15 protein-coding genes are annotated in these 18,516 nt (G+C 33.0%); 10 read left to right on the top strand and 5 right to left on the bottom strand.

Going from position 1 to position 18,516, the window contains the following annotated elements:
- The first annotated feature begins 22 nt into the window (after positions 1 to 22).
- The 8 genes from CHB67_RS15915 (at position 23) to CHB67_RS15880 (ending at position 9,765) form a co-directional block, all read left to right on the top strand.
- The gene (locus tag CHB67_RS15915) at positions 23 to 448 is read left to right on the top strand and encodes an endonuclease domain-containing protein (RefSeq protein ID WP_089382845.1); all 426 of its coding nucleotides are present in this window, start codon (positions 23 to 25) and stop codon (positions 446 to 448) included.
- Between the two features lie 346 nt (positions 449 to 794).
- Positions 795 to 1,883 carry a glycosyltransferase gene (locus CHB67_RS15910; RefSeq protein ID WP_089382789.1) on the top strand — a complete coding sequence of 363 codons (1,089 nt, stop codon included), beginning with the start codon at positions 795 to 797 and terminating at the stop codon, positions 1,881 to 1,883.
- Positions 1,873 to 3,219 (top strand): O-antigen ligase family protein, encoded by a 1,347-nt coding sequence (locus CHB67_RS15905; RefSeq protein WP_089382788.1) that lies wholly within the window; start codon positions 1,873 to 1,875, stop codon positions 3,217 to 3,219. Before CHB67_RS15910 ends, CHB67_RS15905 begins: the two co-directional genes overlap by 11 nt.
- A gap of 18 nt (positions 3,220 to 3,237) precedes the next feature.
- A complete protein-coding gene (locus CHB67_RS15900; RefSeq protein WP_245813586.1) occupies positions 3,238 to 4,230 on the top strand; it encodes a glycosyltransferase family 4 protein in 993 nt (330 codons plus the stop codon).
- The gene (locus CHB67_RS15895; RefSeq protein ID WP_089382786.1) at positions 4,209 to 5,507 is read left to right on the top strand and encodes a phenylacetate--CoA ligase family protein; all 1,299 of its coding nucleotides are present in this window, start codon (positions 4,209 to 4,211) and stop codon (positions 5,505 to 5,507) included. The genes CHB67_RS15900 and CHB67_RS15895 overlap by 22 nt, the downstream gene beginning before the upstream one ends.
- Complete coding sequence (locus CHB67_RS15890) at positions 5,508 to 6,260, top strand: glycosyltransferase family 2 protein (protein ID WP_089382785.1); 753 nt, start codon at positions 5,508 to 5,510, stop codon at positions 6,258 to 6,260.
- 98 nt (positions 6,261 to 6,358) lie between these two features.
- Positions 6,359 to 7,744, top strand: a complete 1,386-nt coding sequence (locus CHB67_RS15885; protein WP_089382784.1) for an exopolysaccharide biosynthesis polyprenyl glycosylphosphotransferase — start codon at positions 6,359 to 6,361, stop codon at positions 7,742 to 7,744.
- A 1,598-nt stretch (positions 7,745 to 9,342) separates the two neighbouring features.
- Complete coding sequence (locus CHB67_RS15880; protein WP_089382783.1) at positions 9,343 to 9,765, top strand: secondary thiamine-phosphate synthase enzyme YjbQ; 423 nt, start codon at positions 9,343 to 9,345, stop codon at positions 9,763 to 9,765.
- Positions 9,766 to 9,781: 16 nt separating this feature from the next.
- On the opposite strand, the gene CHB67_RS15875 is transcribed toward CHB67_RS15880, so the two are convergent.
- The 4 genes from CHB67_RS15875 to CHB67_RS15860 are packed head-to-tail and all read right to left on the bottom strand — an operon-like array spanning position 9,782 to position 14,706.
- Positions 9,782 to 10,246 (bottom strand): hydrogenase maturation protease, encoded by a 465-nt coding sequence (locus tag CHB67_RS15875; RefSeq protein WP_089382782.1) that lies wholly within the window; start codon positions 10,244 to 10,246, stop codon positions 9,782 to 9,784.
- Positions 10,230 to 11,681: a Ni/Fe hydrogenase subunit alpha gene (locus CHB67_RS15870; protein WP_089382781.1), complete on the bottom strand. Its 1,452-nt coding sequence runs from the start codon at positions 11,679 to 11,681 to the stop codon at positions 10,230 to 10,232. The genes CHB67_RS15875 and CHB67_RS15870 overlap by 17 nt, the downstream gene beginning before the upstream one ends.
- Before the next feature lie 18 nt (positions 11,682 to 11,699).
- Positions 11,700 to 12,965 carry an NADH-quinone oxidoreductase subunit B family protein gene (locus CHB67_RS15865; RefSeq protein ID WP_089382780.1) on the bottom strand — a complete coding sequence of 422 codons (1,266 nt, stop codon included), beginning with the start codon at positions 12,963 to 12,965 and terminating at the stop codon, positions 11,700 to 11,702.
- Between the two features lie 16 nt (positions 12,966 to 12,981).
- Positions 12,982 to 14,706 carry an NAD(P)H-dependent oxidoreductase subunit E gene (locus CHB67_RS15860; RefSeq protein WP_089382779.1) on the bottom strand — a complete coding sequence of 575 codons (1,725 nt, stop codon included), beginning with the start codon at positions 14,704 to 14,706 and terminating at the stop codon, positions 12,982 to 12,984.
- Positions 14,707 to 14,998: 292 nt separating this feature from the next.
- Here CHB67_RS15860 and CHB67_RS15855 point away from each other — a divergent pair, with 292 nt between their 5' ends.
- Complete coding sequence (locus CHB67_RS15855) at positions 14,999 to 15,661, top strand: DUF5020 family protein (protein WP_089382778.1); 663 nt, start codon at positions 14,999 to 15,001, stop codon at positions 15,659 to 15,661.
- Positions 15,662 to 15,674: 13 nt separating this feature from the next.
- On the top strand, positions 15,675 to 16,970 hold the full coding sequence (locus CHB67_RS15850) for an NCS2 family permease (protein WP_089382777.1): 1,296 nt from the start codon (positions 15,675 to 15,677) through the stop codon (positions 16,968 to 16,970).
- Positions 16,971 to 17,044: 74 nt separating this feature from the next.
- On the opposite strand, the gene CHB67_RS15845 is transcribed toward CHB67_RS15850, so the two are convergent.
- Positions 17,045 to 18,277, bottom strand: a complete 1,233-nt coding sequence (locus tag CHB67_RS15845) for a uracil-xanthine permease family protein (RefSeq protein WP_089382776.1) — start codon at positions 18,275 to 18,277, stop codon at positions 17,045 to 17,047.
- Positions 18,278 to 18,516 lie beyond the last annotated feature (239 nt).

Here is an 18,516-nt window from a genome sequence, read left to right as displayed (position 1 = left end):
CATTAGTAAAAATGCAATTAAAATGAAAAGAAAAATAATTTGGTACAACCCTAAATTAAAAGGATTAGCCAAAGAACTAAGAAACAATGCAACAAAATCTGAAATAGTATTATGGAATAAGTTGAAAAACAAACAGCTCTACGGTTATAAATTTTGTAGACAAAAGCCAATTGATCATTATATTTTAGATTTTTATAGCCCAGAATTATTGTTAGGGATTGAACTTGATGGATACTCTCATGAATTGGTAGAGGTATTTGAAAAAGATGTCAGAAAGGAAGCAAGGTTAAATGAGTTAGGTGTAACAATATTAAGGTTTAAAGATGAGGAAGTATTTAAAACAATTGAAAATGTAATTAAAGCAATAGAATTTTATATTTTTGAATTTGAAAAACACACCCCTAACCCCTCTCAAGAGGGGACAGAGCGTAAAGAAAATGTTCAGTGAACATTTTTAGCGATAGGTCCAGATGGCGCGATGGAGAAATGCATGACAGAGCGTGAAGAAAATGTTCAGTGAACATTTTTAGTGATAGGGCCAGATGGCGCGATGGAGAAATGCATGACAGAGCGTAAAGAAAATGTTCAGTGAACATTTTTAGTACGACATAGCGGTAGCTATGGGCGAGTTGGTGCGCTGATACCAGGAGGCGCGCTGGAGAAATGCATGACAGAGCGTTAAGAAAATGTTTTGGGAGCATTTTTAATAATTGGTAAGAAATAGTTGGGGAATTTTTATAATTTAATAATAATTCTAAACACACCCCTAGCCCCTCTCAAGAGGGGATTAATATATGAAACAACACCTTAAGATCATACAACTCATAGATTCATTAACACCAGGAGGTGCTGAAATGATGGCAGTAAACATTGCCAATGCACTGGCAGAAGAAGGTATGCAATCGCATATATGTGCTACACGATTGGAGGGTGATTTAAAGTTAAAGATAGCTGCGAATGTTGGTTATTTGTTTTTGAATAAAAAAAGGACAATTGATTTTAAAGCGATACGTCAATTGCGAATCTATATCAAACAACATCAAATAACGATTATTCATGCGCACTCATCGTCTTATTTTTTGGGGTTTATCATGAAGTTATTGAATCCTAAACTGCGGTTGATTTGGCACGATCATTTTGGAATGAGTGAAGCTTTAGATCCAAGACCAAAATTTCCTTTGGTATGGATTTCTCGTTTTTTCAATGCGACCATTTCTGTCAATACCTTATTACTCGAATGGAATCAGCACTATTTAAAAGTAGCAAAGAACGTTTATCTTCAGAATTTTGCAAACTTCAACCCACAAGAAATAAAGCAAACAGAATTAAAAGGAGATGAAGGAAAGCGAATTGTTTGTTTGGCAAATTTACGTCCGCAGAAAGATCATTTGAATTTATTAAAAGCTTTTTGTATAGTACAAAAGGTGCGTAGCGATTGGACCTTGCATTTAGTAGGGATGGATTTTTTAGATGCCTATTCAGAAAAAATAAAAGCGTATATAAAAGAGCATGGTTTGGTAAATCATGTATTTTTGTATGGAAGCTGCTCAGATACCTCAAATGTATTAGCACAAGCTACTATAGGAGTGTTAGCATCTTCGTCGGAAGGCTTACCAGTGGCATTGTTAGAATATGGATTGATGCAATTACCAGTAGTAACAACTAATGTGGGAGAATGCGGAAAAGTAATTTTTAATGAGCAAAATGGATTGGTAGTTATAAAAGAAAATGAATTTGTAGTTGCGGAAGCTTTAGAAGTACTTATTAAAGATGAATCTAAAAGAAACATATTTGGTACAGAGTTGTATGAACATATCAAAGTACATTATTCAAAAGAAGCGTACACACAACAATTGATAGGTATTTACTGTGATGCAAACTAAAAATACAAACATACAATTGGTACTTGCCTTATTTCATTTAGGTTTAGGGATACTATTGCTATCTGGTTTCATTAGTAAGGTGTATTCGCTCATAATTGTTGCGATTGCCATCAGAAATATTGTGAAATCTGAAAATAGTGAAAATCAAGCTATTTTATGGAGTGCTTATATGGTGAGTGCAGAGGTATTGTTTCGCATGTCGGGAGGTATGTTGTTTTACGAATTGCCCAAATATTCCATCTTGTTATTTTTAGCCATCGGTTTATATATTGAACGAAAACGGCATCATGTATCCGTAAGTTATTTAGTATATATTTTACTGTTATTGATTGGTATTGCATTTGTAGACATTCCGTATGATGAATCCATTCGAAAAGCAGTGGCATTTAACTTAAGTGGCCCTGTTTTGTTAGGGTTGTGTGCGATTTATTTTTACAAACGGGAAATTTCATTTGATACACTCTTGGACATGTTGTTTGTGATGTTGTTACCTATAATTTCTATGTTGAGTTTGTTGTATTTTAAAACACCAGATGTACGACAAATATCTTTTGGAGGAGGTGCTAATTTTGCTGCTTCAGGTGGCTATGGCCCCAACCAGGTATCAACCATTTTAGGGTTGGGCATGTTTATTTTAGCAGTTTTATTGTTTTTTAAAAAACGGGTTTTTTCGATTTTAGCAATAGATGTACTACTGTTTATGTATTTGTCCTATAGGGGGTTAATTACCTTATCGAGAGGAGGGATGTTAACAGCAATTATTGCATTGACAGCTTTTATATTTTATTTCATCATGGCTCGAAAAGATAAAGTAAAACAACTCGTTAAATATGCAGGTTTAGTAACTTTATTTAGTATGGCTTTGGTGGTATATACTGCCGATGCTACTGGTGGAATGTTGGTAAATAGATATACCAATAAAAATGCAGCTGGGACTACAAAGAAAGATATAAGTACAGGGAGAATAGATCTTTTTAAGAGTGAATTGGATAATTTTTATGAAAACCCATTTTTTGGGATAGGAGTTGGAGGTTCTAAATATGATAGAATGGAAGAGGAAGGAGTAGTAGCAGCATCTCATAATGAAGTCAGTAGATTGTTAAGTGAACACGGAATGATAGGTTTGATTATTTTAATCATATTAATAGCAATTCCTGCGAGTCATATCTTAAGTCAGCCTTATTTAGCAAGGGCATTTTTAAGTGCATTTTTGCTCTTTTGGTTTTTAACCATCAACCATTCAGCGATGCGGATTGCTTTTCCGGCATTTATTTATGGATTGAGTTTGATACATATTAATTTTAATAGTTCTGAGGAAACCGATAACGTAGGATAACATATATTGAAAAAAATAGTGTACATAGGAAACCACTTAACATCAGCAAACCCAACAACCCTAGATTTGTTGAGTAAGTTATTAATGAGTAGTGGTTTTCAAGTTAAAATTTATTCAAATCAACAGTATAAACTGTTGAGGTTATTGCATATGTGTTGGGGAGTAATCACAAATACAAATGCAAACTATGTATTGATAGATACCTATAGTACGGTTAATTTTTATTATGCATTGGTCATTTCTCAATTAGCACGTCTATTCTCAATCTCTTATATTCCAATTTTACACGGTGGAAATTTACCTGAACGCTTGAAAACAAACCCGAAACTATGTAGTTTTATTTTTAAACATTCGCTGGTAACAATAGCACCATCTAATTATTTACAAGTTGAATTTCAACAAAAAGGTTTTAAAACGCAGTTTATTCCAAATGCTATTGAATTGAAAAATTATCCATTCAAGCAGCGTACTGTTTTAGCACCAAACTTATTATGGGTGCGTGCTTTTGATGCGATTTACAATCCTACAATGGCGATAGAAGTATTGGAGATTTTAAAGACAACTTATCCCAATGCAACATTGTGTATGGTGGGAGCAGACAAAGATGGTTCGTTGGAAAAAGTGATACAATTTGCTGAAGAAAAAGGATTGCTGAATTCAATTGAATTTACAGGCTATCTTTCAAAAGAAGAATGGATTGAAAAATCCAAAAATTATGCTATTTTTATGAATACAACTACGATTGATAATACACCTGTGAGTGTTTTAGAAGCAATGGCTTTAGGGTTGCCGGTGGTTTCTACAAATGTTGGTGGATTGCCTTATTTAATTCAAGAAGATATAACAGGATGTTTGGTAGCTGCTGGTGATGCAGCAGCTATGGCATTTAAAATAGGAATATTACTTCAACAGCCTAAGAAAGCTATTGAAATTTCTCAAAATGCACGTACTATGGTGGAGGACTTTGATGTAACTAAAGTGAAAGAACAATGGATTCAATTGTTAACATAATGTGGGCGAAAATACGATTCAAAATAGGGCAGCGATTAAGAAACCCATCATTGAAGGAATGGTTCAACTTTTTAAAGAAATCTGAACACTTCTCTATTGAAGAATTAGAAGCGTATCAGTTACAACAACTTCAAAAATTGGTGAAGCTTGCTTATCAACATTCAGTGTATTACAAAAAGCGTTTTGATGCTGTTGGCTTCAAACCTCAGGATATTACATCGTTGAACGATTTGCATAAATTACCTGTTATTTCAAAAGAGGAGTTGATTGCTAATACTACAGCCATACATACAAATTTAAATTTTGGTAAAACATTTCAATGCAGTACTTCTGGTACTTCGGGGCAATCCTTAAAATTCAACAGAGAAGAACCTGCAGATTCGTTCAACAGAGCTTCAATTTTTAGAGGCTATTCTTGGTACAATGTACAACCTTGGGAGCGTAATGGTTATTTTTGGGGCTTTAATTTTAGGGGATTTTCAAAGTTGAAAACACAGTTTCTAGATCACCTACAGAATAGATTTCGATTGTTTAGTTATGAAAGTAACGAACTAAAATCGTTTATAGCTAAATTGCAGAATTCTAGCTATGTACATGGTTATGCTTCTATGGTTTATGAAGTAGCCAACTATATGAATAAGCATCAATTGTCTGTTCAGTTAAAAATGGTGAAAGGCACTTCAGAAAAAATTCAGGAAGCCTACCAATTAGCGATTCAAAAAGCTTTTGGTCAAAAAGTGATTAGTGAATATGGTGCTGCAGAAACAGGCATTATTGCTTTTGAATGTCCTGCAGGAAATATGCACCTGAATATGGAAGGTGTTCTAGTAGAAGAAATTGAGGATGAGATTATTGTAACCAATTTACAAATGCATGCCTTTCCAATTATTCGTTATAAATTGGGTGATTATATAAAGCTAGCACCCAAAGAAACCACATGCAAATGCGGAATGCAGCATTCAATTTTAGAAGAGGTTACTGGTAGAATAGGTGGTTTGGTGTACGGACTTTCAGAAACCTATCCGAGTTTGTATTTTTATTATATATTTAAAAATTTAGCTGAAAAAGGAGTGAAGTTAACCTATCAAGTTCAACAGGAAAAGAAAGGTGAATTGGTGTTTATAATTGAACAAAGCCTATCTTCAACCATATTAAAATTATTGGAAGAAGAAATTAAGCGTTATTTTTACCAAGATCTAAATTATGTTATTAAAGATGGACAACGCATAGTTTCAAACAACAAAAAGTTAAAAAGTTTTATTTCAACAATCAACTAAATGAAGCAGCCGTTAGTATCTATTGTAACACCTAATTATAACTGTGAAAAATATATTTCAGAAACTATTGAAAGCGTATTAAATCAAACCTATGTACATTGGGAGTTGCTTATTGTAGATGATTGTTCAAAAGATAGATCAATTCAAATTATAGAGAAATATTGTAAGTCAGATGTTAGAATTAATTTAATTAAAGCTAATATAAATCAAGGACCTGCTAAATGTAGAAATTTAGGCATTCATAAAGCTAAAGGAGCATTTTTAACATTTATAGATTCAGATGATTTATGGTTACCCGAGTTTTTAGAAATTTCTTTAAATTTTGTAAAAAAATCAGAAGGTTTTGTTTTTGCCTCGTATCATAGATATGATGAATCTTTAAAACCTAAATTTAAAGATTTTATCGTACCAACTAGAGTTACTTATTCAGACATCTTAAAAACAAACTCTATAAGTTGTTTAACAGCATTTATAAATATAGAAAAATTAGGTAAGTTATATATGCCAAATGTTTTATACCGTCAGGACATGGGATTGTGGTTGAATTATTTAAAAAACATAGATTATGCGATAGGTTATCCAAAGCCATTAGCAATTTATAGAATTAGAGAGAACTCTCATTCTAGAAATAAAATGAATTTGTTAAAGCATCAATGGGCATTTTATAGAAATGTCGAGCATTTATCAGTTGTTAAATCGGCTTACTATTTTATTTTGTGGATGAAGAATGGTTTATTGAAGTATGCTAATTAGTAAAAAAACATAAATAAGATATATTTAATAAGTTTTATGAAAATACTTATTAATTTATATTAAATACATAACTTTGAATATTTAATTTACATTCTTAAATGCCCCCAAAATCTATACATTTTAGTATTTCAGAACGTAAAATATATTTACGAACTTTAGATGTGGTATTTATATTTTTTGGTTTATTTTTATTGAATACGGTATTTGATTTTTCATATTTCAATTTTAAAAGTCCTGCGTTATATACTTGGTTTACTGTACTTTTTATATACTATTACTTTTTTGGGGAAGTGTTTGAATTATTTCAACTAAGAACGGCTAGCGATCGTTATTTAACATTGCGAAGTTTGGTAGTTACTGTTGTTTTTACCGCCTTATTTTTTGTGCTTACACCTAAAATTACGCCAATTTTACCACAGAACAGATTGCAATTAGTTTACTTTTTATTAACTGTTTTTTTAGCTGTACTTTTAAATAGATTGATCTATATTCAATTTATATTTTCGCCACGGTTTTTAAAAAATATATTGTTAATTGGTGATGTAGCATCGGTTGAATCGTTTTTAGCTAAAGTTGATTTGCAACAAAGCAATCGGTTTGTAGGGTATATTTCAAATAAAGCATCTGAAAAGTGTAGTGAATTGCAATTTGCACCTATTGAAACCACAAATATTGAGGAGTTGGTTATAGATTTAGGAATCAAAGAAATTTTAATTTGTTCAACAATTAACGACCACAATGCTAAAAATATCAATACACAATTAATAATGTTGTTTGAAAAAGGAATGAGCATACGTAGTGTAGATGCATTTTTAGAGGATGAGACCTTTAAGATTTCTGAGAATCAGTTAATTGCTAACTTTTACAATTACTTTTCATTTAGTAAAAGCCATCAAAATAATTTGTATTTAGCTTTCAGAAGAATTTTAGATATTCTTTTTGGTATTATTGGTATTTTGGTTTTTGTAGCCATAGTTCCATTTGTTTTTGTATTGAATTTAATTGGGAATAGGGGAAGGTTATTTTATGTACAGAATAGGGTTGGAAAACGAGGGAAGGAATTTAAAATTGTAAAGTTTAGAACCATGGTTTCTAATGCTGAAAAAGACGGAGTAGTATGGTCTAAAAAAGGAGATGTGCGAATTACACCTTTTGGAAGAATTTTAAGAAAAACGAGGATCGATGAAATGCCTCAGTTTGTTAATGTTTTAAAAGGTGAAATGAGTTTGATAGGTCCAAGACCTGAACGCCCAGAATTTGTTTCACAATTAGAACAGGAAATCCCGTATTATGCCTTACGGCATGTAATTCAGCCAGGTTTAACTGGTTGGGCACAGGTCATGCATCCGTATGCAAGTTCTGTTGAAGATCAACAAGAAAAGTTATGGTTCGATTTGTATTATATTAAAGAACGTAACTTATTGTTAGATTTTAAAATTGTGATGAAAACGATTAGTACAGTTTTATTTTTTAGAGGAACTTAAAATTGCAATTAAACCTAACAGCTTTCCATTGCTATCGATGTCAGTCTGAGCCTGTCGAAGACTTTTTGCTTTTCTTTACAAATTATGAGACCCTTCGACAGGCTCAGGGTGACGTTGCGTGTTATCAGTTTGAGCTTGTCGAAGACTATTTACTTTCTTCTTCGTATCATGAGATTCCGCATCAGGTGCGGAATGACGGTTTGGTTGGTTAGTGTAATTATTCGTTAAAAAAAAATGTACACACCCCTAACCCCTCTCAAGAGGGGAGTTATATTTCGTCATGCTGAATTTATTTCAGCATCTCCATTCCTGTCATTGTGAGGAGTGCGCGACGTGGCAATCTCATCATTGTATTCCAGATTATGTGAGACCATGAAACAAGTTCAGGGTGACGTTGCGTGTTATCAGTTTGAGCTTGTCGAAGACTATTTACTTTCTTCTCCGTATCATGAGATTCCCGATCAGGTCGGGAATGACGGTTTGGTTGGTTAGTGTAGTTGTTCGTTAAAAAAAGTATATTTTTAAGAAAGTATACACACCCCTAACCCCTCTCAAGAGGGGAGATAAATTTCGTCATGCTGAATTTATTTACTCACCATTCTTTTTTATTTTTTAATACTGTGTTCGTGAATCTTCGATTTCAGCATCTTATGATTGTATTCCAAATTATGAGACCCTGAAACAAGTTCAGGGTGACATTTATTGCTGTCATTGCGAGAAGCGATAGCGACGTGGCAATCTCATCATTACTTTTCATATCATGAGATTCCGCATCAGGTGAGGAATGACGGTTTGGTTGGTTAGTGTAATTATTCGTTAAAAAAAAATGTACACACCCCTAACCCCTCTCAAGAGGGGAGTTATATTTCGTCATGCTGAATTTATTTACTCACCATTCTTTTTTATTTTTTAATACTGTGTTCGTGAATCTTCGATTTCAGCATCTTATGATTGTATTCCAAATCATGAGACCCTTAGACAGGCTCAGGGTGACATTTACTACTGTCATTGTGAGGAGTACGCGACGTGGCAATCTCATCATTGTATTCAAGATTATGTGAGACCATGAAACAAGTTCAGGGTGACGTTGCGTGTTATCAGTTTGAGCTTGTCGAAGACTATTTACTTTCTTCTCCGTATCATGAGATTCCCGATCAGGTCGGGAATGACGGTTTGGTTGGTTAGTGTAGTTGTTCGTTAAAAAAAGTATATTTTTAAGAAAGTATACACACCCCTAACCCCTCTCAAGAGGGGAGTTATATTTCGTCATGCTGAATTTATTTACTCACCATTCTTTTTTATTTTTTAATACTGTGTTCGTGAATCTTCGATTTCAGCATCTTATGATTGTATTCCAAATCATGAGACCCTTCGACAGGCTCAGGGTGACATTTACTACTGTCATCTTATGTTTGTATATGGGGGTTTATGTTTATAGAAGTATTAAATTTGATCTAAACCAAGAGAAGTAAAAAGGGTAAAGAACAAGACTGTTATCTGTCATATGTCATTTAGACTGTGTAAAAAAACAAAAGATGTTAAATAAGTTTGATTATATCCTTAAAGTTGAACATCTAAACCATTTTAAAATATTGCTTATGAAATTTTATCAAAAAGAAATTCAATTACGACCATTAAAAAGAGGTTTTCATTTAATTACAGAAGAATTAATGAGTCAGTTTTCTGAGTTGAAAAATATTCAAATTGGACAACTACAGGTTTTTATTAAACATTCTTCAGCAAGTTTAACCATCAATGAAAATGCAGATCCAACGGTTAGAACCGATTTTGAAAGTCATTTCAATAAAATGGTTCCTGAAAATGCACCTTATTATTTGCATACTTATGAAGGTCCTGATGATATGCCAGCACACATTAAAACATCCTTATTAGGAAATTCAGTAACTATTCCAATTACCAAGGGGTGCTTAAATTTAGGAACCTGGCAGGGTATTTATGTTTGTGAACACAGAGATTATGGAGGTTCACGCAAGCTGGTTTTAACAGCTTTTGGAGAGTAATAAAATTTTTTTAAAACTATTTTTTGGCTATAATTCTAGGTAAAAGTACTTGGGTGAAACTTTTTATGGCGTTATTTAAATTTGTTTCCGCTTCTTTAGAGAGTTCAATTTTATAATCCCACTCATAGCCATCAATTTTAATTACGTATGCTTTTGGCTTTTTATGATAAATGGTTGCACATAAATTTAAAATTTGATTTGGAGGTACTGCATGTGTTGAAAAAGCGACTTGTTCTGAAGGGAAAATCCGTTCAATTTTAAATCCGTTTGCTGAATGTTCCTTAGAAGCATCAACAAAAATAACAGTTTCATATGCTGAAATAATTTCGGCATCTTCAACCATTAATTGGTATTTGTAGAGTAAATTTTCAGGATTAAAGTCATCCTTTTCCAAACTATCTAAAAAATACCAACCTAGTCCATCGTCTTGGCGTGTGTTATTTCCAATCCCAATAATTAGGGTGTTATCTAATTTTTTCATCAATTAAGTTTCCTTGGTTGTCTTCTAACTGAACAATTAAAGGCATTTGCCCTAAAGCATGCGTTGCGCAACTTAAACAAGGGTCATAAGCTCTAATGGCTATCTCAACCTGATTTAACATAGGCTCTGTTATTTCGGGTTTCTCGCTTAAAATTTGACTAGCAACTGCACGTACACCACGGTTCATAGCTTCATTGTTATGTGTGGTTGAAACAATTAAATTACATTTTGTAATTAAACCTTTATCATCGGTATGGTATTCGTGAATTAGGGTGCCTCTTGGCGCTTCAATAATTCCAATTCCTTTATTTCTTGGCGTTCCTTCTCTCACTAAGTCGCTTCCCATTATTTCTTCATCTAATAATAATTCTTTCATCAATTCAGCACAATGTAGCATTTCAATCAAGCGTGCCCAATGCGTGTGCATGGTCATATTGTTAGGTTGGTTATTGGTATAACCTTTAAAAATTAAACGTTCAATTTCAGCCAAGGGAGTTGTAATATGTGAACATGTATTCATTCTAGCTAAAGGACCAACTCGATTCCAACCTTCTTCTCTTCCATATTTTGTCATATATGGAAATTTTAAATAAGACCAAGGTGCTACAGCTTCTTTAAAATGGTCTCGGTAGTCAATATCTTCAATATTTAGCAATTCTTTTCCTTCGGAATTTACAGATCGCAATCTTCCATCATACAATTCTAAGGCTCCAGTTTCGCGATCAACTAAACCTAAATGATTGGAAGGGTAGGAAGCAAAATTATCAATCCATTCCGCATTTTCTGTATGATAATTTTTAATAAAATCGATGATTTCTTTAGACCATTCAATCATAGTATCAACATTCGGAATTTGTTTTCCATCTAAAAAATATGCACGTTCTTCTTTAGTAAAAGTTTTATACACACCACCGGGAACTGCTACAATTCCGTGAATCTTTTTCCCTGCCAATGCCTTGATAATTTCTTGACCAAATTTTCGCATTAAGATGCCTTTTTTAGCGAGTTCTTTATTGTGAGCAGCCACCGCTACAATATTTCTTTTTTCCGCAGGCGCATTTATTCCGAATAAAATATCAGGTGAAGCCAAGTAGAAAAAGTGTAGCGAATGCGATTGAAAAACTTGTCCGTAATGTAATAACCTTCGCAATTTTGTAGCTGTTGGCGATAAGTTTTCAGGATCAACACCTACCAATTGATCAATAGCTTTTGCTGCTGCTAAATGATGACTTACAGGGCAAATACCACACAAACGTTGCACTAAAACAGGCGCTTCCCAATACGGATGTCCTTGAATAAATTTTTCGAAACCTCTAAATTCTACAATATGTAAAAAAGCATCTTCAACTTTACCGTTTTCATCTAATTTAATGGTTACTTTACCGTGTCCTTCAACACGTGTAATAGGTTCTATAGTTATTTTTCTTTTATTCATGGTTTCATTTTTTTTCAGTTAATCATATTTAAATTCAGAGTAGGCAATCGTATATTCTTCTTCAAACAATATATGTTTTACCACATTCCAAATATGATTCGCATTTGGAGGGCAACCAGGGATGTGGTAATCAATTTTTACTACATCGTGATTTGCATATACGTTATTTAATATTTTCGGAATGTCCTCGTGATTGGGAATAATCGTTTCACCTTCTTCACTGGTCATAGAATTTAAATAGGCTTCACTTAAACAGGCTTCAAGTGGAACGGTATTTCTCATTGCAGGTAAACCACCCCAAATAGCACATTCACCAACTGAGATAAGAATGTCACAATTTTTTCTGAATTCACGTAGCACTTCAACATTATCGGTATTACAGCAACCACCTTCAATTAAACCAATGTCACAACGTTCCGTAAATTTTTTAATATCGGTTAAAGGAGATTTGTGGATGTCAACCAGTTCAATAACATCTAAAAGACCTAAATCAATATCTAATAACGACATATGGCAGCCAAAACAACCGGCTAATGATGTGGTTGCAATGCGTTTTTTAGAGCCTTTTGTAGTAGTATGTTTTTTAATATCGTTTAAGGAAATATCTTTTCTTCCTAATTTATAATCAAAAGCTCTGTCTCCAAAAGGCTTGCTAAAAGTTTTGCCTTTTACTAAAATGGAGCCTGTAGGGCAAATATGCATGGCGTGTTCAGCTTCTGCTGCTGAAAGTTTGGCTTCTTGCTCATAATCAATCGAAACTTGTGTTTTGTTTCCTTTTTCTGTTAATTGAAATACTTTATAGCCATCATTTGTATTAACTTCTTCAATACAGCGCTGGCATTTAATGCATCTGTTTTGATTAACAGCTATGCGTTTTGGATGAGCATCAACAATTCGATCTACAAATAAATGTGGAAAACGAGTGTAGCGAATACCTGTTTCATAAGCTAAATTTTGCATATCGCAATCGCCACTTTTTTCACAAGAAGGGCAGAAGTGGTTTCCTTCAACAAACATCATTTCCAAAATTGCTTTTCTGGCGTCTAATAATTCAGGCGTGTTTACTTCAATATTCATTCCTTCAGCAACCTTAACAATACAGCCAGCAATGGTATGTCCGTTATTTTTTACCGTGCAAACCCTACAGCTCCCCAAAGGATTTAAGTGTTTAAAATGGCATAAGGTTGGAATAAATATTCCGTTTTGTTTGGCTGCTTCAATGAGGTTTTGGCCTTTTTCCGCAGTACAATTTCTTCCGTCTATTTTGAATGTTATTGTTTCCATAGTTCATAAGATTAAACTATAATTGTGTGTTTTTGACTACCTGCTCATAATCAGAGATAGCCTGTTCTATATCAAATTCAACGTTACAATTATCACTACAAGTGGTTACTTTTAAATTGAAATAATCGTCAAATTTATCTATTGCCATACTAAAGGTTTTTCCAGAAAATTGCCCCAACCCACAGCGACTTGTCAGTTTCATAATTTGTGCCCACTTCTGAACATCTTTTAAATCATCGGTGGTGCAAATACCCCGTTTTATTTTCTGTATTTTTTCAAAGAGGATCTGATTTCCAGCTCTACAAGGCGTACAATTACCGCAGGATTCATTTTTAAAGAATTGAATAAAGTTTTCTAATATTTGAAGGATACTTCGGGATCTATTAAAAATCATAACCGAACCACCACAGGCTAAATCTTCTTGGCAAAATTTACGGTTAAATTCAGTAGCATTAATACATTCACCTGAAGGTCCACTAATTTGAACAAAATAGGGAGCATTAGCTTCACAGCGGTTTAATAGCTCTTCAACGGTGGTTCCCCATTCAATTTCATAAATACCTGGCTTGGCAATATCTCCAGCTACACTTAACAATTTGGTGCCTTTACTATTTTTTGTGCCAATTTTTGAAATGTACTCACTTCCCAATTCAATAATTCTTGCAGCCATTGCAAAAGTTTCCACATTATTTACAATGGTAGCATGGTTATTAAAACCTCTTTCTGTAGGAAAACTATTTCTAATTCTTGGCTCTCCTCGTTTCCCTTCTAAAGATTCTATTAAAGCGGTTTCAGCACCACAAACATAGGCGCCAGCACCCAATTGAATTTCAATATCAAAATTGAAATTAGGTATTTTTAAGATGTTTTTTCCAAGTAAATTATGCTTCTGAAATTTAACTAAGGTAGCTTTTAATTTAGCGAGTAAATAGCTGTATTCTGCACGTAAATAAATAAACCCCTTTTGTGCACCACTTATATAGGCCGAAATAATCATTCCTTCAATAATAAGTCCGGGTAAATTCTGGATAAGAGCTTTGTCTTTAAACGTTCCAGGTTCACCTTCATCGGCATTACAAATAATATATTTTAATTCACTTGTAGCGTTTTTACCATACATCCACTTTTGTGCAGTAGGAAAAAAAGCACCACCACGACCGGTAAGTTCAGCATCTGAAATAATGTCTAAAACTTCATTGGCATCTAAGTATTTTAAATTTTCTAATGAATTCCCTAAGTGATAATCTCTAAAAAAAACTGTTTTCTCTTCCGAAGGAATGAACTGAATTTTACTAGCAGGTTTGTTAGCTATAGAATCGACTTGTATGCCGTTTTTTAAATCCTGAATAATTGAAGCGACTTTTTTAGGTGTTAAATTGGTAAATGGATAAAAGTTGATAAGAGCAGCGGGCTCTTGATCACTTAAACCAATGCAGGAAGTTTCGAAAAGTGAGAATAGCGGATGTTGATTATACACACCAAAAGTACATCCTGTTTCTTTTTCAAAAGCAGTTTTAATTTCGTTTAAACCTTTAAATTCTGAAATAATACTGCTGCTGAGGTAAATAATGTATTTTCCAGTTGGTTGTCTGTGGAAGAAGTGATAAAAAGAAACAACTCCTTCAATTTCAATTTTTGAAACCCTTAGCTTTTGGGCAATTTCTGAAATGGCAACGTCAGGGATATAACCATACTTATTTTGAAACTCCCAAAGGCGGGTTAATAGCCTAGACCGTTTCATAAGATAATAGTATTTGTAGTATAAATTTACGTTATAAAATATTGAAATTCAACTATTTTTAATTTTAATTAGTGCTGATTGAATTCATTTTTAACGGGTTGTAAGTAAAAACTTATTAACAATCTGTAAATTTTAATATGAAAGATAGCAATATTGTGGTTATGAGTCTTATTTTATAAGTAATTAAAGTAGCTTTAGTACGTAATTAAATGTTGACAAGTTAAGATTTAAATAAAAGACTGATTGGTGTGATTTAAGGTAAATTTGATGCTTAAAATTTAACTTATTTATAATGAAAAAAATTAGTACTCTTTTTGCTTTTTTTACAGTTGTTACTTTAAGCGCTCAAAATTTTCAAGGTCATTATGATTTTGACCGAGAACATATAACTCTAACTTTTGAAATGTTTAAACCAGATAAGTACGGAAATACTTATACTTTTACTGATTTTGATTTTAATGGAGAAAATGGTATTAGTCAAGTGTATTTTGAATTGGCACGTGTTTTAAAAACAGAAAAAATGCCAGTAGGTTTACACGTTGAATTTAATGGTGGTTTGGGTAATGGTGATTTTGATGGTGACGGTGGTTTAGATGGCTATACAATTAACAATGCTTGGATTTTTGGAGCTAATTATGGTATGTCAAATGCCGTTTGGGGATTTTCAACGTATGCAGGTTATAAAGTTTTCAAAGGAACTAGTAAAGGAAATTATCAAGTAACAGGAACTTGGTACTGGAACATCATTCAAGAAAAACTTACATTTATTGGTTTTGCTGATTTATGGTCTGAAAATGGCTTGAGCGAAAAAACAATACTTTTAACTGAGCCACAAATTTGGTATCATTTAAATAAATCCTTTTCATTAGGAGGTGAGGTTGAGGTTTCAAATAACTTTGCAGGTTACAATGGTTTTAAAGCACGACCAACTTTAGGTGTTAAATGGAATATATAAATAAGGATAGATTATGTTAGATAAATATTTTAAAATCACCGAACAAAAATCAACACTTAGAACTGAGATTATTGCAGGTATCACTACGTTTATGACAATGGTGTATATTTTAGCTGTAAACCCAAGTATTTTAAGTGCTGCAGGAATGGATAAGGATGCTGTTTTTACAGCAACAGCTTTATCTGCAGTAATTGCAACGTTAGTAATGGCATTGGTTGCTAAATTACCATTTGCATTGGCACCAGGAATGGGATTGAATGCCTTTTTTGCATTTACAGTAGTTTTAGGAATGGGTTATTCGTGGGAATTTGCTTTAACAGCAGTATTCTTAGAAGGGATTGTATTTTTATTATTAACGGCGTTCAATATTCGTGAGTTAATAGTGAATTCAATACCTTTAAATTTAAAGCACGCAGTTTCAGTTGGTATTGGACTTTTTATTGCTTTCATAGGCTTAAAAGGAACTGGATTGATAGTGGATAATCCTGCAACTTTGGTGAGTTTAGGCGATATGAAAAACCCTGCAGTTTGGGTTGGATTAGCCGGAGTTATCATTATTGGTGTTTTATTAGTAAAACAAGTAAAGGGCGCTATTTTGATAGGGATTTTATCTTCAACAGTTATAGGTTTAATTGTTGGAGTAACTGTTATTCCTGAAGGATTTACATTTGTGAGTTTACCACCTTCAATTGAACCAATCTTTTTTAAATTTGATTTTTCTCAAATCTTTACAATTGATATGTTAATTGTATTATTTACGTTTTTATTTGTTGATATGTTTGATACCGTTGGCACCTTAGTAGGTGTTTCTTCAAAATCTGGAATGTTAGATAAAGATGGTAGAGTGCCAAGAGTAAAACAAGCGTTATTTGCAGATTCTATAGGAACATTTGTAGGTGCAATTTTAGGAACTTCAACCGTAACAACTTATGTAGAGAGTGCTGCAGGTGTTGCTGAAGGAGGAAAAACAGGTATGACTGCTTTAACGGTTGCTGTGATGTTTGCACTTTCGTTATTTTTTGCACCCTTGTTTATGATTATTCCGGCAGCAGCAACTGCACCAGCTTTAATAATTGTAGGTTTAATGATGATAACACCTATAACAAAAGTTGATTTGAACGATTTTACAGAATCGATTCCAGCATTTTTCACCATTATTATGATGCCTTTAACGTATAGTATTGCTGAAGGTATTGTGTTTGGAATGTTGTCCTATGTATTATTAAAATTATTGACAGGGAAATTTAAAGAAATAAAACCAATAATGTATGTAATTGCAGTGTTGTTCATCATTAAGTTTATGATGTAGTTTTAAATAATCATATTATAAAAAAAAGCCTTTTTGAATATATTCAAAAAGGCTTTTTTATGCGTGATAATAGGTTACTCTTCGTGACTTCCTTTTATAGGTGTTGACTTGTTTGGTAATATCAAGTTCAATAGTACACCCACAATAGAGGCTAAACCAATTCCTGCCAATGAGAAATTTCCGTATGAAATTTCTGCACCTCCAATTCCAATGGTTAAAATAATTGAAACAATCACCTGGTTTCTTGTTTTTGAAAAATCAGTTTTTGCATCCACCAATGTTTTAATACCAATACTTGCAATCATACCAAATAATAATAGCATAATTCCGCCTAAAACAGCTTGTGGTATCGTTTTTAATATGGCGCTTACTTTTCCTACTAAAGAAAAAACAATCGCCGTAACAGCAGCTATTCTCAATACACGAGGATCTACAATCTTAGTTAAAGCAACTGCACCCGTAACTTCTGAATAAGTGGTGTTTGGTGGGCCTCCTAAAAAACCAGCAAAAGCCGTAGCAACTCCATCTCCTAATAAGGTTCTGTGTAAACCAGGATCTTTTACAAATTTTTTGTTTGCAACTCCACCAATTGCATACATATCACCAATGTGCTCAATAATAGGAGCTACAGCAACAGGTATCATATACACAATAGCAGCCCAATTAAATTCAGGCCTTGTAAATTTTGGTAATACAAACCAAGCAGCTTCATTAACAGATGTAAAATCTACCAAACCTGCAATAATTGAAATTAGATATCCAACTACAATGCCAATAAAAATAGGAATTAGCTTCATCAATCCTTTTGCATAAACTACAATAATAATAGCTGTTATTAATACTGAAAGTGCAATAAGCCAGTTTGTTTTAGCCATATCAACTCCAACAGGAGCTAATGATAAACCAATAATCATAATTACAGGTCCTACAACTATAGAAGGGAATATTTTTTCAATAATTCGCAATCCCCAAAGTTTAATAACTGCCGAAACAATCCCGTATACCAACCCAACAGCAATTAAGCCTCCTAAGGTTCCTGCGTAACCATATAACTTTGTTGCCGCTATAATTGGAGCAATAAAAGCAAAACTACTACCTAAAAATACAGGGACTTTTCCTTTTGTAATTAAATGGAAAATAAGAGTTCCAACTCCAGCAGTAAATAAAGCAACTGAAGGGTCAATATCTATTAAAAGAGGAACTAACACAGTTGCTCCAAAGGCTACAAATAAAAATTGAATTCCAACAAGCGTTCGTTTTATAGGATTATTTAAATTAATGGTTTCTAGTTTTTGAGATTTTTGCATTATGAGGGTTTTAAATTTTTGCTAAAAGTAATCATAAAAAATAAATAATAACAGCTCTTTAAAATGACGTTAAAAACGTTTGTTTAGATTTTTTTTTGATAAAAAACAAGTTATTTTAAAGTAAAATCGATATTTTTTTGTTAAATATGACTTTTTTTTAAAAAAAAGTTTTTTTTCTTTGATTTTAATTTAAACAGTAAATGAATCGAATTTTAGAGTAAAATAAAACAAAAAGCAGA

This window comes from Lutibacter agarilyticus, assembly GCF_900188235.1.
Lineage (GTDB): Bacteria > Bacteroidota > Bacteroidia > Flavobacteriales > Flavobacteriaceae > Lutibacter > Lutibacter agarilyticus.
Note: the sequence above shows the minus strand (reverse complement) of the source record. Positions and strands in the feature narration are given on the sequence as shown.

Excerpts from the sequence above, each read along its gene's own strand:
- CHB67_RS15850 (WP_089382777.1), top strand. The coding sequence starts at position 15,675 with ATGTTAGATAAATATTTTAAAATCACCGAACAAAAATCAACACTTAGA.
- CHB67_RS15860 (WP_089382779.1), bottom strand. The coding sequence starts at position 14,706 with ATGAAACGGTCTAGGCTATTAACCCGCCTTTGGGAGTTTCAAAATAAG.
- CHB67_RS15890 (WP_089382785.1), top strand. The coding sequence starts at position 5,508 with ATGAAGCAGCCGTTAGTATCTATTGTAACACCTAATTATAACTGTGAA.
- CHB67_RS15875 (WP_089382782.1), bottom strand. The coding sequence starts at position 10,246 with ATGAAAAAATTAGATAACACCCTAATTATTGGGATTGGAAATAACACA.
- CHB67_RS15910 (WP_089382789.1), top strand. The coding sequence starts at position 795 with ATGAAACAACACCTTAAGATCATACAACTCATAGATTCATTAACACCA.
- CHB67_RS15845 (WP_089382776.1), bottom strand. The coding sequence starts at position 18,277 with ATGCAAAAATCTCAAAAACTAGAAACCATTAATTTAAATAATCCTATA.
- CHB67_RS15880 (WP_089382783.1), top strand. The coding sequence starts at position 9,343 with ATGAAATTTTATCAAAAAGAAATTCAATTACGACCATTAAAAAGAGGT.
- CHB67_RS15885 (WP_089382784.1), top strand. The coding sequence starts at position 6,359 with ATGCCCCCAAAATCTATACATTTTAGTATTTCAGAACGTAAAATATAT.
- CHB67_RS15915 (WP_089382845.1), top strand. The coding sequence starts at position 23 with ATGAAAAGAAAAATAATTTGGTACAACCCTAAATTAAAAGGATTAGCC.
- CHB67_RS15895 (WP_089382786.1), top strand. The coding sequence starts at position 4,209 with ATGGATTCAATTGTTAACATAATGTGGGCGAAAATACGATTCAAAATA.
- CHB67_RS15905 (WP_089382788.1), top strand. The coding sequence starts at position 1,873 with ATGCAAACTAAAAATACAAACATACAATTGGTACTTGCCTTATTTCAT.
- CHB67_RS15855 (WP_089382778.1), top strand. The coding sequence starts at position 14,999 with ATGAAAAAAATTAGTACTCTTTTTGCTTTTTTTACAGTTGTTACTTTA.
- CHB67_RS15870 (WP_089382781.1), bottom strand. The coding sequence starts at position 11,681 with ATGAATAAAAGAAAAATAACTATAGAACCTATTACACGTGTTGAAGGA.
- CHB67_RS15865 (WP_089382780.1), bottom strand. The coding sequence starts at position 12,965 with ATGGAAACAATAACATTCAAAATAGACGGAAGAAATTGTACTGCGGAA.